At 55.6% G+C, this 15,066-nt stretch carries 13 protein-coding genes; 11 read left to right on the top strand and 2 right to left on the bottom strand.

Annotation, left to right across the window (positions count from 1 at the left end; genetic code table 11):
• The first annotated feature begins 145 nt into the window (after positions 1–145).
• The 3 genes from LIO98_RS02690 to LIO98_RS02680 all read left to right on the top strand — a co-directional run bounded on the left by LIO98_RS02690 (position 146) and on the right by LIO98_RS02680 (position 3,712).
• A complete protein-coding gene (locus LIO98_RS02690) occupies positions 146–1,039 on the top strand; it encodes an aminotransferase class I/II-fold pyridoxal phosphate-dependent enzyme (protein WP_291953089.1) in 894 nt (297 codons plus the stop codon).
• A 33-nt stretch (positions 1,040–1,072) separates the two neighbouring features.
• Positions 1,073–1,273: a hypothetical protein gene (locus LIO98_RS02685; RefSeq protein ID WP_291953087.1), complete on the top strand. Its 201-nt coding sequence runs from the start codon at positions 1,073–1,075 to the stop codon at positions 1,271–1,273.
• Positions 1,274–1,609: 336 nt separating this feature from the next.
• Entirely contained in the window at positions 1,610–3,712 is a 2,103-nt protein-coding gene (locus tag LIO98_RS02680; RefSeq protein WP_291953085.1) for a GGDEF domain-containing protein, read from the top strand.
• Positions 3,713–3,752: 40 nt separating this feature from the next.
• Here the strand turns inward: LIO98_RS02680 and LIO98_RS02675 are convergent, their stop codons facing one another.
• A complete protein-coding gene (locus LIO98_RS02675; RefSeq protein ID WP_291953083.1) occupies positions 3,753–5,060 on the bottom strand; it encodes a hypothetical protein in 1,308 nt (435 codons plus the stop codon).
• A 29-nt stretch (positions 5,061–5,089) separates the two neighbouring features.
• Complete coding sequence (locus LIO98_RS02670; protein WP_291953081.1) at positions 5,090–5,851, bottom strand: FCD domain-containing protein; 762 nt, start codon at positions 5,849–5,851, stop codon at positions 5,090–5,092.
• Positions 5,852–6,316: 465 nt separating this feature from the next.
• Between LIO98_RS02670 and LIO98_RS02665 the strand changes: the two genes are divergently transcribed.
• The 8 genes from LIO98_RS02665 to dapA all read left to right on the top strand — a co-directional run bounded on the left by LIO98_RS02665 (position 6,317) and on the right by dapA (position 14,785).
• Positions 6,317–7,819, top strand: coding sequence for an NAD(P)/FAD-dependent oxidoreductase (locus LIO98_RS02665; protein WP_291953079.1), 1,503 nt, complete (start codon positions 6,317–6,319; stop codon positions 7,817–7,819).
• Positions 7,819–9,063: an FAD-dependent oxidoreductase gene (locus LIO98_RS02660; protein WP_291953077.1), complete on the top strand. Its 1,245-nt coding sequence runs from the start codon at positions 7,819–7,821 to the stop codon at positions 9,061–9,063. The genes LIO98_RS02665 and LIO98_RS02660 overlap by 1 nt, the downstream gene beginning before the upstream one ends.
• Positions 9,060–9,440 (top strand): DUF1667 domain-containing protein, encoded by a 381-nt coding sequence (locus tag LIO98_RS02655; protein ID WP_291953074.1) that lies wholly within the window; start codon positions 9,060–9,062, stop codon positions 9,438–9,440. Before LIO98_RS02660 ends, LIO98_RS02655 begins: the two co-directional genes overlap by 4 nt.
• A gap of 35 nt (positions 9,441–9,475) precedes the next feature.
• Positions 9,476–10,609, top strand: a complete 1,134-nt coding sequence (locus LIO98_RS02650; protein WP_291953072.1) for an Ldh family oxidoreductase — start codon at positions 9,476–9,478, stop codon at positions 10,607–10,609.
• A gap of 130 nt (positions 10,610–10,739) precedes the next feature.
• The gene (locus LIO98_RS02645; RefSeq protein WP_291953070.1) at positions 10,740–11,741 is read left to right on the top strand and encodes a DctP family TRAP transporter solute-binding subunit; all 1,002 of its coding nucleotides are present in this window, start codon (positions 10,740–10,742) and stop codon (positions 11,739–11,741) included.
• Positions 11,742–11,827: 86 nt separating this feature from the next.
• Positions 11,828–12,358 carry a TRAP transporter small permease gene (locus LIO98_RS02640; RefSeq protein ID WP_291953067.1) on the top strand — a complete coding sequence of 177 codons (531 nt, stop codon included), beginning with the start codon at positions 11,828–11,830 and terminating at the stop codon, positions 12,356–12,358.
• Positions 12,359–12,360: 2 nt separating this feature from the next.
• Complete coding sequence (locus tag LIO98_RS02635) at positions 12,361–13,635, top strand: TRAP transporter large permease (protein WP_291953065.1); 1,275 nt, start codon at positions 12,361–12,363, stop codon at positions 13,633–13,635.
• 256 nt (positions 13,636–13,891) lie between these two features.
• Entirely contained in the window at positions 13,892–14,785 is an 894-nt protein-coding gene (gene dapA, locus LIO98_RS02630; protein ID WP_291953063.1) for a 4-hydroxy-tetrahydrodipicolinate synthase, read from the top strand.
• Positions 14,786–15,066 lie beyond the last annotated feature (281 nt).

Genomic DNA, 15,066 nt, shown 5'->3' with positions numbered 1-15,066 from the left:
AATCTTAGCGACGGCCCCCGCCGAAGCTCCCCGCAAAGGGAGCGCGGCAGGGGCCGTTATTTATTACCCGCCGCATATACCGCGCCGCTCGCCTTTCCTGTACAATAACCGGTATCAGGACGGCAAAACAGAGGAGGAGTGCGGCATGAGGATCAAAGATTTCAAAGTTGAAAAATGGCTCAACCCACGCGACGCGGACTGCAAATATAACCTTGGCGCGAGCTGCGTCAAGGCGATATCCATTGACGAGCTCCTTGAACTGAGCGGCGAAGACAGAGAGGCGCTCAACCGATACTTTTTTGAAACACACCTCCATTACGGCGCCTTCTTCGGCCTGCCGCGTCTGAAAGAGGCGATCACCGCCACCTGCGGGGAGGAGGCCTCCGCCGCGATGGTGCTCACCATGCACGGCGGCACCGGCGCGAACTCCACCGTCATCACCGGCATGCTTGAGACCGGCGACAACGTCGTCGCCGTCACGCCCAACTACCAGCAGCACTACGCCATCCCCGAAGCGCTCGGCAGCGAAGTGCGGCTGCTGCACCTCGAAAAAGAAGAGGCCTACAAAATCAACCCGGGGCGGCTAACGAAGCTTGTCGATAAAAGGACCAAACTCATCACGCTGACAAACCCCAACAACCCCACCGGAGCCTACATGGACGCGGACGAACTTGCGCCGGTCGTCGAGATCGCGCGGCAAAACGGCGCCTACATCCTCTGCGACGAAATATACCGCGGCCTCGCCGACGAATACATGCCATCGATAGTCGACCTCTACGAAAAGGGGATCGCGACCGGCAGCATGTCCAAGGTCTACTCGATGGCCGGCACCAGAGTCGGCTGGGCGATCGTCAGAGAGCCGGAGGCCTATGACATCCTTGAAAACCGCCGCTCCTACGATACGATCTGCAACGGCGTCTTTGACGAACTCATCGCCGCCATAGCGCTGGAAAACAACGAAAAGATGCTCGCCCGGGCGCGCAGCATCGTCCGCCCGCATAAAAAAATCGTCGGCGAGTGGCTCGCGGAACAGCCGTGACTCTCAATATACGGCGAAAGCCTCACAACGACGATGCTCGTGCACTACGATTACGACATCGCGGCGCTGCCCCTATGCGACGGCCTTTACAAAGAGACGGGTGTGCTGCTGTGCCACGGCGGCTGCTTCGAAGAGGAAAAATCTTTCCGCCTCGGCTACGGTTTCGGAGACCGGCAGCTGCTGACGGAGGGGCTAAAGGCCCTCGGCGGCTACCTGGCAAAGCTGGAGGGATAGTGAGAGAACATACGCACGTTCACGAACCAGCCGCTACCGGCAGCCCGACAGCCATTCACTATGTGCTCATTGCTTCAGATATTATAAATAAAATTATTTTGATCTAGGACGGCATCATATACGTGCTTTTCCCGATATCTTTCTTTGATGGTGGTGATAAAATCGCTCGGCGGATATCTGCACACCTATATTTGCAAATTTATTGTAAAATACAGATATCGCCGCCCCGGATAAAAACCGAGTTGTTGGCCGCGGACTAAATATAAGCACCATCGTTCTGGCGTGCATAACGGAGGTAGTACATATATGGCTCTTAAAAAGACAGATCGTATGGTTATGATGATTTTTTGCGTCCTAATCTTCCTGGCGGCGGCCGGCGCAGTTTTCGCTGAAGACACGGCGAAAACTTCACTGCCAACGGTGATAAGGGTCGGCTGGTATGAAAATAAAAATTTTCAGGAAATGGACCCCAACGGCTACCGGCGCGGTTATGAATATGAATACCTTCAGGAGATGGCCAGATATGGCGGCTGGCGTTATGAATATGTGAACGGAAGCCGTGAAGAGTGCCTGAAAATGCTGCAGGAGGGTCGTGTCGACGTCGTCGGAGGCCTGTTTTACACAGAGACGGCGGCCCGCAGCTTCGATTTCGTAAAGTACGAGATCGACGAGACATACACGATCCTCGCGGCAAACGCCAAAGACGGACGTTACACGATGGACGGCTGGAAAGGCTTCGACGGCATGCGGATAGGCGTGATCCCCGTCTGGAAAAACCACCTGTACAAACTACACGATTACGCCGCGGAGAGAGGCGTCCTGTTTACCACCGTCGATTACAAAAGTATCGACGAGCTGGAGAGGGCGCTGAAAGATGGAGACGTCGACGCGATCCTTATGGGGGAGGCGGATATAATTCCCTCAAACACTAAAATAATCGCCCAGTTCGCCCCCAGTAAGCGCTATTTTATCACCCGGCTCGGCAGCGGAGATATAAAAAACGCCCTTATCTTTGCCATGGAGCAGATCCGCCGTTTCAAACCCGATTTTAAGGCCCAGCTGGATAAAAAATACCTCGAAGACAACGACGGCGTCATCCTCGCGTTCACGGAAGAGGAGGCGCGTTTTTTAAAGGAAACACCCGCGCTTCGCGTTACCCTGCCCTCCTTCCGAAAACCGATGATGTATAAGGAGAACGGCGAATACCGGGGCATCGCCATCGATATCCTCAAAGAACTCGAGGCCAGACTGGGCGTGCGTTTTGAATATATAGAGGCACTGAACCAGCTTGAGGCGGTCAAGATGGTCAGCACGGGGAGCGCCGACATTCTTTCCAATATCTATTACGACTATGGCTGGGCGGAGAAGAACGGGCTGCTGCTCTCACGCCCGTACCTTGATCTTGACTATGCGGCGATCACCCGTGTAGATTACATTCAGAACAGCGAAAAAACCAAGGCTGCCGCCGTAAAGGGGTATCTATTCTCGCAGAACTACGTCCAGAAAAATTACCGTGAAGAAGAGATCGCCTGGTACAACAGCGAGGAGGAGTGTGTCGACGCCGTCCGAAACGATGAGGCGGATATCTGTTTCGTGAACTCCTACGTCGCGGGAACATATCTCCAAAACTACAAATACAAAAACCTCTACGCTTCGGTGATCAACTACTCGCACGGGCTCTCTTTGTCCCTCCCGCGGGGAGGGCGGCGGGAAATGCTGCTGATGTCGGTGCTTGACAAGGGCATCTCCGCCATCGGCAAAAATAAGACCAGCTCCATCATCGCGGTAAATACGATGGTCACCCGCCATACGATGTCCGCGGGCGAGATCATCATGCGCTACCCGATGATCTCCCTCAGCGCGGCGGGAATATCCGTCGCCATCATCGTATCGGTGCTGGCCATTTATGTGATCATAAGAAACAACCGCCGCAAGAACATTGAGGTTCAACGGGCTGAACAGGCCGCCCAGAGAGATACCATGACCAGCCTCTATAACAGATCCTATTTTGAATCGGAGGTCTCCGCGCGGCTTGGGGCGGAGAAAGACCCCGGCGCCGCGTTCCTGATGATCGACCTCGACGACTTCAAAATGATCAACGACACCCTGGGCCATCTCTACGGAGACCATGTGCTGATCCTCTTCGCCGCAAAGATGCGGGAGGTCTTTGGCGCGGAAAACCTGCTCTGCCGCATGGGCGGCGACGAGTTCGCGGCGTTTCTCCCAAAGATAAAATCACACCAGGAGGTCCTGGCCCTCGCGGAGGCGCTGAAGGCTTCTTTCATCAAAGACATCGGCGGCAGAGCCCCATCTTCCTGCTCGATCGGCATCTCCCTCTGTCCGGAGGACGGCAAGACATTCAACGACCTCTACAGAGCGGCCGACTCCGCCCTGTACACCGCGAAAAAATCAGGCAAAGGCAAAATATCGGCGGCATAAGATACGCCGCCGATAACTTTTATACCACAGCGGCGGAAGATCAGGCCAGATCTATAAGATTGCCGTCCTCGCCGAATTCCATCTCGGCGGGGCCGGCGATTATTTCAAGGCTCGGATTCTCCTCTATCTCCGGCAGATAGTTTTCAGAGACCCAGATGTGGTCAAGCTCGAGGGTGTTATGAATCCTCACGATGCGCACGTCTTTTATCTCTGTCTTGCCGCAGGCCGAGGCGGCGGCGTAGATCGTATCAAGATCGTTGTTCATCACCATCGGGATCTTCGCCATGCAGAGTGGGGAGGAGAGGCTGTTTGTGTAGGTCGCGCCAAGATCAAGCTCCTGCGCGAATTTACGGCAGACGAAGTCCGCTATTCCCAGCCCGGCGGCGTTGCCGTGGCTCATCTCCGTTATCCGCAGAATGGCGATTTTTTTCGTATGCGGATATCCCTCCATATGTTTTTCCGGCGCGAACAGAAAACGGCCGGTAATATTTGGGTCCATGCCCGCGCCGCTTATCTCCTTGCCGTACTGGTCGACGACGAGCGTGTCGATATCCTCAAAGGCGATTTTAGGCATCGCCGCGGCCGCCTCTTTAAGCAGCTCCGGCTCGCGTACAAGCACATCCTCCGGCATAACGGCCTCAATACGTTTAGTCTGATGATAGGCGTTGTCTATCAGCGCCATCGCGAAGAGGACCCGCGTCTTTTCGAGAAAAATCTTCGCCGAACTCTGGAGCCTTTCGCTCATGCCAAAAATCCCTCCGGTTTTATGGAAGGATACGGCGCCGCGGTGCTTGCCGAGTCCCACGACCATCATCTTGCAGAGGCCGCTTTCAACGGGGCCGCGGAAATCGGTGTGCGGCTTCACTCGGCCGCAGACAACGATATAATCGGCGCCGTAGGCATTCACGTCGCAGTTCACCTCCACGCCCTCGGGAGACCGCCCAAGTACGACGGTATCCATCGAGGCGGCGATGGGCATCTCAAGGCTCTCCTCCGTCATGCTGAGCGAGGCCAGCACCTCTATCTGCCCCTCCGCGGTACCGCCGCCGTGGCTGCCCATCGCTGGAACGACGAAGGGCTCGGCGCCCCTGGCACGAAGTTCACGGCCGATCGCACGGCAGCACTCCATAAAATTAGGAATACCCCGGCTGCCAGCCGTGACGGCGACGCGCTTTCCCATCAGATTGGGAAGCGACAGTTTGGATATCTCTTCATGCACGGCGCCGTCAATATCCATGACATGCTCATCCGAAAACTTCTGCTTGATCTTTATCATTTTGGGGAAGCCGGTAAAATTGGTCTTTATCAATTTATAGTTGATCTCTTTATCGAAAAACACGAATATCAAAGTCCTTTCCTGACGCCGCGCCCATAAGATCAGCGCAGGCGTGCTTTTCCCACAAATCCCTGTTCAAAGAGGTCCGACGTCGGCACGATCTGACCAAGCCGGACCATGGCGACTATCGTGCGCCGCAGATGCTCCTCTGCAAAGAGCTCGGCCCCGGCGGAATCTTTCGCCTCGATAAGTTCGTAGAGCCGCACGTGGTCCTGATAGGCGACCAGCCTGCCGCCATGGGCCCCGGGAGAGGTATTGATCCTCATCATCGACATGCCCTGCTCAATGATCGAATAGACACCCTCATAGATGCGCGACAGATAGGCGTTGTCCACCGACTCCACGATCACCGTATGAAACGAGGTATTCCAATACGCGCCCTCTTTGGCCGCCTCTTCTCCGGTCTGCTCGGCAAGTTCCTTCATATGTTTCAGACATTCCTGCATCTTTATAAGATCCTTCTCGCCGCGCCGGGCGGCCGCGAGCCCCGTCGCCAGCGGTTCGATTATCTGGCGGACCTCCATCACCCTTGATAGAATATCGGCCGGCCAGCCCCGTACCCGGTGGAGCATCATTCTGGCTTCGTTCTCTTCGTTTGAGGAGAGGAATATTCCCTGCCTGTCACGAATATCGATCACACCCATCGCGTCCAGCGCGATGAGCCCCTCGCGCATTACCGGACGTGTTTCGCCGACAGCTTCGGCCAGCTGTCTCTCCGGGAGGAGTTTATCGCCGACGACAATCTCGCCGCTGTGGATCTTTTCCAGCAGTTTTTCTATAACAAGCTTTCTTTTTTCGTTCATGACAAATCCTCCCACTGTTATTTCGCCCTGTTCTCCATAATCGTCAGTTTTTGCCATATATATCTTGAATATACACTAACATAAAATTCTTGCTTTTGTGAAAAATCTTACTATATTATAACTATTACTTGCAGAAACTGAACATGAGAACTTTTTCTTTTATATGCTAGATTTTAATTACCCCCTATTTTAAGTTTTCAGCGGCAATCTTTGCTTCGATTACGCTATAAATATAGCCGTATTTTTAATAAATATTTTTTTAATTATCAATAATACTAATTTGTGAAAAACATTGATATTATGATTATATCCGGGTTTTATTATCATTCCTTTTGCAATTTTATCTATATTGGTCTACCAAGGCGTACCTTGCATTTCTGTAACGATGGCATTATAATGCCTTTAAGCAAAAAAATCTAGTATGCCATGGTAGACCAACAAGGATTTTTCAGGGAGGTTTTATTTTTGGAACATTCGTTCAGCGTCATTATCATCGGAGGCGGGGTAGTCGGCAATGCGATCGCCCGGGAACTCTCCCGTTTTCAGCTGACGGCGGCGCTCTTAGAAAAAGAACCTGACGTCGGCATGGAGACAAGCTGCCGCAACAGCGGCGTTCTGCACTCGGGCATAAACTACAAACCTGGGACGCTGCGCGCAAAGCTGGCCGTTCGCGGAAATTCGATGATGGACAGGCTCTGCGCCGACCTGAAGGTGAAGATAAAAAGAATCGGCAAGCTCACGACCGCCCTTGACGAAGACGAGCTGCCGGGGATCAAGCGGCTTATGGACCAGGGTACGGCCAACGGCGTGCCGGGGCTTAAGGTTCTTGAGAGCGCGGAGATGCGGAAGATCCAGCCCGGCGTAGAAGGCATCGCGGCGGTATGGAGCCCCACGAGCGCGATAATATCACCTTACGGCCTCACGATAGCGCTTGCGGAAAACGCGCACGCGAACGACGTTGAATTTTTCCTTGGACGCGAGGTTACCTCCATCGCAAAAGAAAACGACGAGAAATTCACCGTGAAAACAGCCGGAGGGGAGACTTTTACCGCGGATATCGTGATCAACGCGGCCGGACTATCCAGCGGCAGGATCAGCGCGCTGGCTGGCGTTGCGGCGGGCAATAACGGCGAAAGCCTCAGGATCTGGCCCTGCCGCGGCGAGTATTACGTGCTGGACAAACGTCTTGACGGTACGCTCAAGACCCTCATATATCCCGTCCCCGGCGCGAAGGACGTGGGGCTCGGCATTCACCTCACGCCGACGGTTGACGGCAACATCCTGATCGGGCCAAGCGCCGACTACATCCCAGAAGAGACCCCCGAGGATTACTGCGTCACCGCTCCCGTTCTCGAAGATCTCAGGAGAGAGGGGCAGAAACTCCTGCCAGATATTAAGATGAGCGACTTTATCCGTAATTTCGCCGGCAACCGACCCAAGCGCACCTCGCCCGCCGAGGGGGGAAACGGAGACTTTATCATCGAAGAGGCTAACGGCCTCGGCGGCTTTATAAACATCGTCGGTATCGAAAGCCCGGGGCTCACCAGCGCGCCGGCGATCGCCGAAATGGTGCGGGATCTCGTCGCCAACCGCATGCCCCTTAAGGAAAAAGAAATTTATATCGCGGAGCGTCCAGGATTTGCCGGGCATTTCTGCGATCTTCCCAACGAGGAGCAGGAGCGTCTCGTGAAGGAAAATCCCGAGTACGGCGAGATCATCTGCCGCTGCGAGAAGATAACGAAGAAAGAGGTCCGCGACGCGATCGAAAATTCGCTCGGAGCAAGGACCCTTGTAAGCATCAAGTACCGCGCGAGGAACGGCATGGGGCGCTGCCAGGGCGGCTTCTGCACGCCGAGGATCGTCCGTATGCTGCGCGACGAGTACGGTTTTACCCCCGAAGATTACCTTTTCAGAGAGGCCGGCTCCAATCTCTTTACCGGCAATGTACGGGAAGGAGATGACAGATAATGGTGCGCGAAAGACATGATCTGGTGATTATCGGCGGCGGCCCCGCGGGGCTTGCGGCGGCGGCGGCGGCCAAAGAGGCAGGATGTGATGACCTGCTGCTGATAGAAAGGGACCGGGTGCTCGGCGGGATACTGAATCAGTGCATCCACGACGGTTTCGGGCTCCACGCCTTCAAAGAGGCCCTCTCGGGGCCGGAATATGCCGATCGTTTTATAAAAAGGGTACGCGAACTCGACATTCCCGTGATGGAAAAGACGATCGTTCTTGACCTGTCAAAGGACAGGGTGCTGCGTGTGAGCCGCGAGGGCGAGATCAAGGAGATCGAGGCCAAGGCCGTCGTGCTGGCGATGGGATGCCGCGAACGCACGCGCGGCGCGCTTTCGATCCCCGGACACCGGCCCGCCGGCGTCTACACGGCGGGTACGGTACAAAATCTCGTCAATCTGGAAAACATCATGCCGGGAAAGCATGTCGTCATCCTCGGCTCGGGAGACATCGGCCTCATCATGGCGCGCCGCATGACGCTTGAGGGGGCGAAGGTGGAGGCCGTATTTGAGGTGCTTCCATATTCCAGCGGACTTCAGAGGAATATCCGCCAGTGTCTCGACGATTACGGCATTCCCCTCTATCTCGCAACGACGGTGATAGATATCTACGGCCCGAACGGGCGTCTTGAGGGAGTGACGGTGGCGGAGGTCGACGAACGGCGCCGCCCCGTTAAAGGGACGGAGCGTTTCGTCCCCTGCGATACTCTGCTTCTCTCCGTCGGCCTCATCCCGGAAAACGAGCTGACCCGCGAGGCCGAGGTGCTGATCGACAGCGTAACTCAGGGCGCGGACGTTGACGACAGCTGCATGACAAAGATACCGGGTATCTTCGCCTGCGGCAACGTGCTCCATGTCCACGACCTCGTCGACTTTGTCTCAATGGAGGCCGCGCGCGCGGGGCGGAACGCGGCGCTTTACGCCGCCGGCAGGCTCGCCGGACAAAATAAAGAGGTCGCGGTAAAGGCCGGCGAGGGCGTCCGTTACGTCGTCCCGCAGCGTATCAGCCGCGGTGAAGACGTCTCGCTCGCCTTCCGCGTCACAACCCCCTCAAGCGGAAGGGTGATCGAGGTTCGCGACGGAGAGCGCGTGCTGAAGACGAAAGAGGAGACGCGCCTGCACCCGGCGGAGATGGTGTGGGTCGAGATGGGAAAGATGGATCTTGAGGATATCAACTCTCTGGAGGTGCGCGTGAGATGATCGAAAAGGAATTTATCTGTGTTGTCTGCCCTAACGGCTGTTCGATAAAGGTCCGCTACGAAGAGGGCGACCCGCCTAAGCTGACCGCCGCCGAGGGGGCGCGCTGCCCGCGCGGCAGGAGCTGGGCACAGCAGGAGATAGAGAACCCGACGTGCACCTTCTCGTCAAGCGTTCTCGTCGACGGCGGGGATTTCCTTGAGGCCAGCGTCCGCCTTACAAAGCCAGTACCGCTCGCCAGTGTCTTCGCGGTGATGGAGGAGATAAAGAAGATAAGGCTCCGGGCTCCGCTTTCGATCGGCGATGTGATCCTCACCGACCCGGCGGGAACGAAGACAGAGGTAATCGTGACAAGAAACGTGCCGTTAAAGGCGAAATAGATAATTTGTTCCACAAATCAAGGGAGGATGCTATTATGAGGGATTATGTAGTGAAGTACGAGGATCTTTGCAGAGTCGCGAAGGAAATGTTCATGGGGCTCAGATATTCCGACCACCAGGCTTCGACCGTCACCAACTGTCTGGTGGAGGCGGACCTGCGCCACAAACATTCGCACGGCGTCGCCGCGATGATGACCTATGTCAGCCATCTCAAGGCGGGGAACCTTCATCTGGACGCTCCGGAACCGACGACGGTCTTTGAAACTCCGCTCTCTCTCGTCCTTGACGGCCATTCGGGCGTGGGCTACTGCATAGCCGACTTTGCCGTCAAAAAGACGATTGAAAAGGCCAAAAAGAGCGGCGTCTGCATCACGACGGTTCGTCAGGCTAACCACTACGGCTTCGCGGCCCACTGGACGGAGATGATGGCCCAGGAGGGTTTCATCGGCATCTCCGCGACAAACACTGTCCGCTGCGTCTGCCCGACCAGAAGCGCGGAGCGCAATCTCGGCACGAACCCGATGACGTTCGCCTTCCCGACCGCGGGGGACGAACCAATGTTCAACCTGGACATGGCAACCTGCGTCATGGCGCACGGCAAACTCGTCCGCAGCCAGGTTTTCGCGGAAAGCGGCGTGCTTCCCCGCGAAGTGATCATCGACGGCAAGGGCAAAGTGGTGACGGACTTTAAAGAGGCCCTTGAAATCCTCCACCACGGAGACGACAGAAGCGACGCGCCAAAGCCCGACACCGGCGGCCTCGTTCCCCTGGGAGGCGTCACGGAGATCTTGAGCGGACACAAGGGCTACGGCCTCGCGATGCTCGTCGAGCTTCTCACGGGCGGCCTTGCGGGCGGCACGCCCAGTAAATTCATCCCGCTCGCGCACGAGGGCATCTGCTTCTTCTTCATGGCGATCGACCCTGCTCTCTTCGGCGACCCGAAAGAGGTCCGCGAACACATCAAATACATCATCAATGAGTACAGAAAGACAACGGCGCTCGATCCGAATCTGCCCATGATCATGCCCGGCGACAAGTCCCGCGCGGCCCGCGCCAAGGCGCTGAGGGACGGTATCGAACTGAGCCCCGAAATTATCGAGATTTTGCGGCAGGTAGCCGGAATAACGAAAAAAGAGGCGGAGCTTGAGTCGATCTTAAGGCATGATTAACATCGAAATTTCTTGAATGGCTAATAAAATTAAAGACATTTAGTTCTAACGAAAGGAGGGCCGCGGCAGAGTTTTTTATTTGTGTGGGGCACAACAGAAAAACTGTAAATAAAACTTGGAGGTTGGTAATATGAAAAAGAGTATCAGCGCAATTCTCATTTCCGTTATTCTCGTAACATTCACGTTCGGCACGGCCTTTGCAAAAGAAGAGTACCGTATAAAGTTCGGTTACAGCGCCTCGGACAAAGAGGCTAACATCATCACCTTCTACAATACCTTTGAAAAGTATGTGGAAGAGGCCTCAGGCGGACGTATCGCCGTCGACGTCTACGCGAACGCCCAGCTGGGCGGCGAACGCCAGATGCTTGAAGGCATGACCCTCGGCATGATCGAAATGGCGATGCTCTCACCCGGTATCGCCGCGAATATCGCGCCTAAGTTCCAGGTCATCGACCTGCCCTATCTCTTCAACGACAGGGCCGCCGCCTATAAGGCGCTGGACGGCAAGCTTGGACAGACCCTCAACGAACAGATACTGCCGAAGGGCGTCCGTCTCCTCTGCTTCCCTGAGAACGGCTTCCACCAGATCACAAACAATAAAGGACCCATAAAGAGCCCCGCCGATCTTAAGGGAGTCAAGGTCCGCGTCCAGCCGATTCCCGCCCACCTGGAGCTTTTCAAGGCCTTCGGCGCCAATCCGACCCCCGTCGACTTCGGCGAACTCTACACCGCCCTGCTTCAGAAGACCGTCGACGCACAGGAAAATTCAATCACCCTTATATACAGCTCAAAGCTCTACGAGGTGCAGAAATACCTCACCATGAGCAATCACGTCTACGCCCCCTCGGCAGTTTTCATGAGCGAAGCCTTCTATAAGAGGCTCCCCGCCGACCTCCAGAAAATCGTCATGGATGGCGCGAAGAAATTCCGCGACGCCTCCCGCGCGAACCAGCAGAAAGAGGGCGACCGTCTGCTTAAGGAAATGGTGGAGAAAAACGGCCTCAAAGTCTACTATCCGACAGACGCTGAGATGAAACAGTTCCGTGATGCGGCTCAGCCCGTCTACAAGACGATGGAACCGGTTCTCGGCAAAGAGCTGATCGACATGGCCCGCGAGGCGAACAAGAAATAATTTTGTAACGCCCAAATAATGGGAGAAGGGGGGAGTTTTCCCCCTCCCTTCTCCGGTTTTACCGAAGGCCTGAAAGGAGCTGTACGATGCTGAAATTTCTAAACAACATCGAAGAAAAATTCCTCGTTTTAAATCTGCTCATCTCCACCCTTATAGTCTTCATGAACGTAGTGCTCAGATATGTGTTCAGCGCCTCGCTCTCATGGGTAGACGAGGCAGCGCGCTATATGTTCATCTGGCTCATCTGGATCGGAGCCGATTATACGCTGGCAAACAGAAAACACCTTCGCATAGACATCATCTCGGCAAAACTCCACGGAAAGGCCCGTCTCGGCCTGGAGCTCTTTGTAATGACGATATGGTGCGGCTTCTGTATCTTCCTCGGCTACCAAGGGGTCAAGCTCGTGCGCGTCGTCGTCGAACAGCAGCAGCTTTCAACGGCGATGCAGATCAGTATGGGCTGGGCCTATCTCTGCATCCCGCTCTCAGGGATATTTATGGCCATACGCCTCGTCTTTGACATCATAAACATTCTCCGCACCGGCGAGATAGAAAAACCGGTGCTCAGCGAAGAGGAAGAGATGATCGAAGAAGCCAAGAAAGGAGTGTCGATGTAACCATGGATATAGCGATTCTTTTCGGACTGCTGTTCGTCCTGCTGGCGCTCTCCGTCCCCATCGGTATATCTCTGGGGATCGCGACCGCCGTGACCATTCTCACCTGCAGCCACCTGCCGCTCGTCTTGATCGCGCAGAACGCCTTTACCGGCATGGACTCCTTCCCGATGCTCGCGATACCCTTCTTCATGCTCGCGGGCTCGCTGATGACCTACGGCGGCATCTCGCGCCGCATCGTCGACATGGCGGAGTGCTTCGTCGGCTTCATCACGGGCGGCCTCGCGATGGTCACGATCGTCGCCTGTATGTTCTTCGGCGCGATCTCCGGCTCCGCGGCGGCGACCGTCTCGGCCATCGGCTCCTTCATGGTGCCGATGATGGTCGAAAAAAAATACAAGCCTGACTTCGCGGCGGCGGTCATCTCCTCATCCGGCACGATAGGCTGCATCATCCCGCCGAGCATCCCCTTCGTCGTCTACGGCGTCCTCACCGGTACCTCCGTCAGCGATCTCTTTATCGCCGGCGTCATCCCCGGCGTGACGATAGGGCTTGCGCTGATGGCCGTGGCATATGTCATCAGCAAAAAAGAGGGCTACCCGCGCATGTCCGGTCTGCCTACGCTCAAGCATGTCGCTAAAACCTTTGCCGGCTCCATCTGGGCGCTCTTTGTCCCGATAATAATCCTCGGCGGCATCTACGGCGGCATCTTCACGCCGACGGAATCGGCCGTCGTCGCGACGGTTTACGCGCTCTTCGTCGGCAAGTTCATCTATAAAGAGCTCAACTACGAGGTGACGATGACCGCCTTCAAAGACGCCGTCCTCGTCATCGGCGCGACGCTCTTCATGGTGGGCCTCGCCACCTCCTTCGCCTCCTATCTCGCGATGGAGAGGATACCGATCAGGATCGGCGGATTCATCTTAGGATACGCGCACAGTAAATTCCTCGTGCTGCTCTTCATGAACATCATCTTCCTCATCATCGGCTGCTTCGTCGACAACATCTCTTCGACGATCATCCTCACGCCGATATTCCTGCCGATCGTGAAACAGCTCGGCATGGACCCGATCCAGTTCGGCATGATGATCTCCATCGCGCTCGCGATCGGCTTCTCGACGCCGCCCTATGGCTGCAACCTCTTCATTTCGGCGACCATATCCAAACAGAGCGTCGGGGCGATCGCCAAGAGGCTGGTGCCCTTCATCCTCGCGATGATCATCTGCCTCCAGCTGTTCACCTATGTTCCCTGGTTCTCTCTCGCCCTGCTCGGCAGATAGGGGCAGCAGACACATTCGCAGCTGACCCCCCGTAAAAATATTTAACCTCCGCTGAGGCGGACGGGGGCGGCGCGCGGCAAAAACTTAATAACGAAACAAAATCCTTTCGGAGACGGCGCAAAAGTCTCCGTTCTCCGGAAGGATTACTGTTGGCACTTTGCCCGTACACAAAGCAGAAACCACCGGCCCCGAACCGGCTGTAACGGACAGAAAGTCGGGAAAAATAAAATCTCACACATAAGGAGTGTGTCTTGAAATGGAAAAGGTAAGAGGTATCTACACAGCGCTCTGCACCCCCGTCATGGACGGCAAGGTCAATGAGGCGGCGATGGACAAACTTGTAAACTTCGTCATCGAAAACAGGACCGCGGGACTCGTCGCCCTCGGCGGTACCGGCGAATACTGCGCCCTCACCAACGAACAGCGTATTGACGCCGTCAAAATGACGATCGCGGCCAACAAAGGACGCGTACCCGTCGTCGCCGGCATCATCGGCCCCGGCCTTCCCGAAGCGATCGAGATGGGCAACAAGTGCAAGGAGCTTGGCGCCGACGCGGTCATGGTCGTCACCCCCTACTATGTCGTCGCCAACCAGCAGGGAATCTACGACTACTACCGCCAGGTGATGAAAAACGTCGACCTGCCCCTCGTGCTCTACAACATCCCCTACCGCACGGGCGTAAACATGCTCCCAGAAACGGTGGAACGCCTGCTTGACAGCGACGAGAGACATCAGATCGTCGCCATGAAAGAATGCTGCCCGAACATGGGACAGGTCCTCGAACTCCTCTCCAAGGTCCGCGAGCGCACCTCCGTCCTCACCGGCGAAGAGTTCCTCTTCTATCAGGAGATATCCTGCGGTGCGCAGGGCGGCATCCTCGCCACCTCAAACCTGCTGCCGAAGCTCTGGGCCGACCTCTTCGACCTCATTGAGGCTGGAGAGCTCAAAAAGGCCTCCGAGATCGTCATCAAGGCGACGCCGGTGCTGCGCCTGATCTTCGCCGAGTCGAACCCAGGCCCCCTCAAAGAGGCGATGAAGATGATCGGCATCGACTGCGGAGACCCCCTCCTGCCGCTCGTAAAGCCGCAGCCGCAGATCGTCGATTCGCTCAAAGCCGAGCTTAAAAAACTTCTGGACTGGTACAAATAAGGCTTACCGCCTCCTACCCACACAGGAGATAGAGCATCACTAAAATCCGGCGGCCCATCAGTATCACTGCGGCCGCCGGATCTTTATATCTAAAAAAAATTAAGGCGACATGTAAAATTTTTATAATAGCTGTATAATAGCCTCAACACGAATCGTCTGAATGTTTGTAAAATATGGGAGGAAAGAGATCATGTCAGAAAAAAAGATGGTAACGCTGGATGGCAATGAGGGAGCGGCGCACTGCGCGCACGCTCTGAACGAAGTAATCTCCATCTATCCAA

It is taken from the genome of Cloacibacillus sp., assembly GCF_020860125.1.
GTDB lineage: Bacteria > Synergistota > Synergistia > Synergistales > Synergistaceae > Cloacibacillus.
This window is presented reverse-complemented; position numbering and strand designations above follow the sequence as displayed.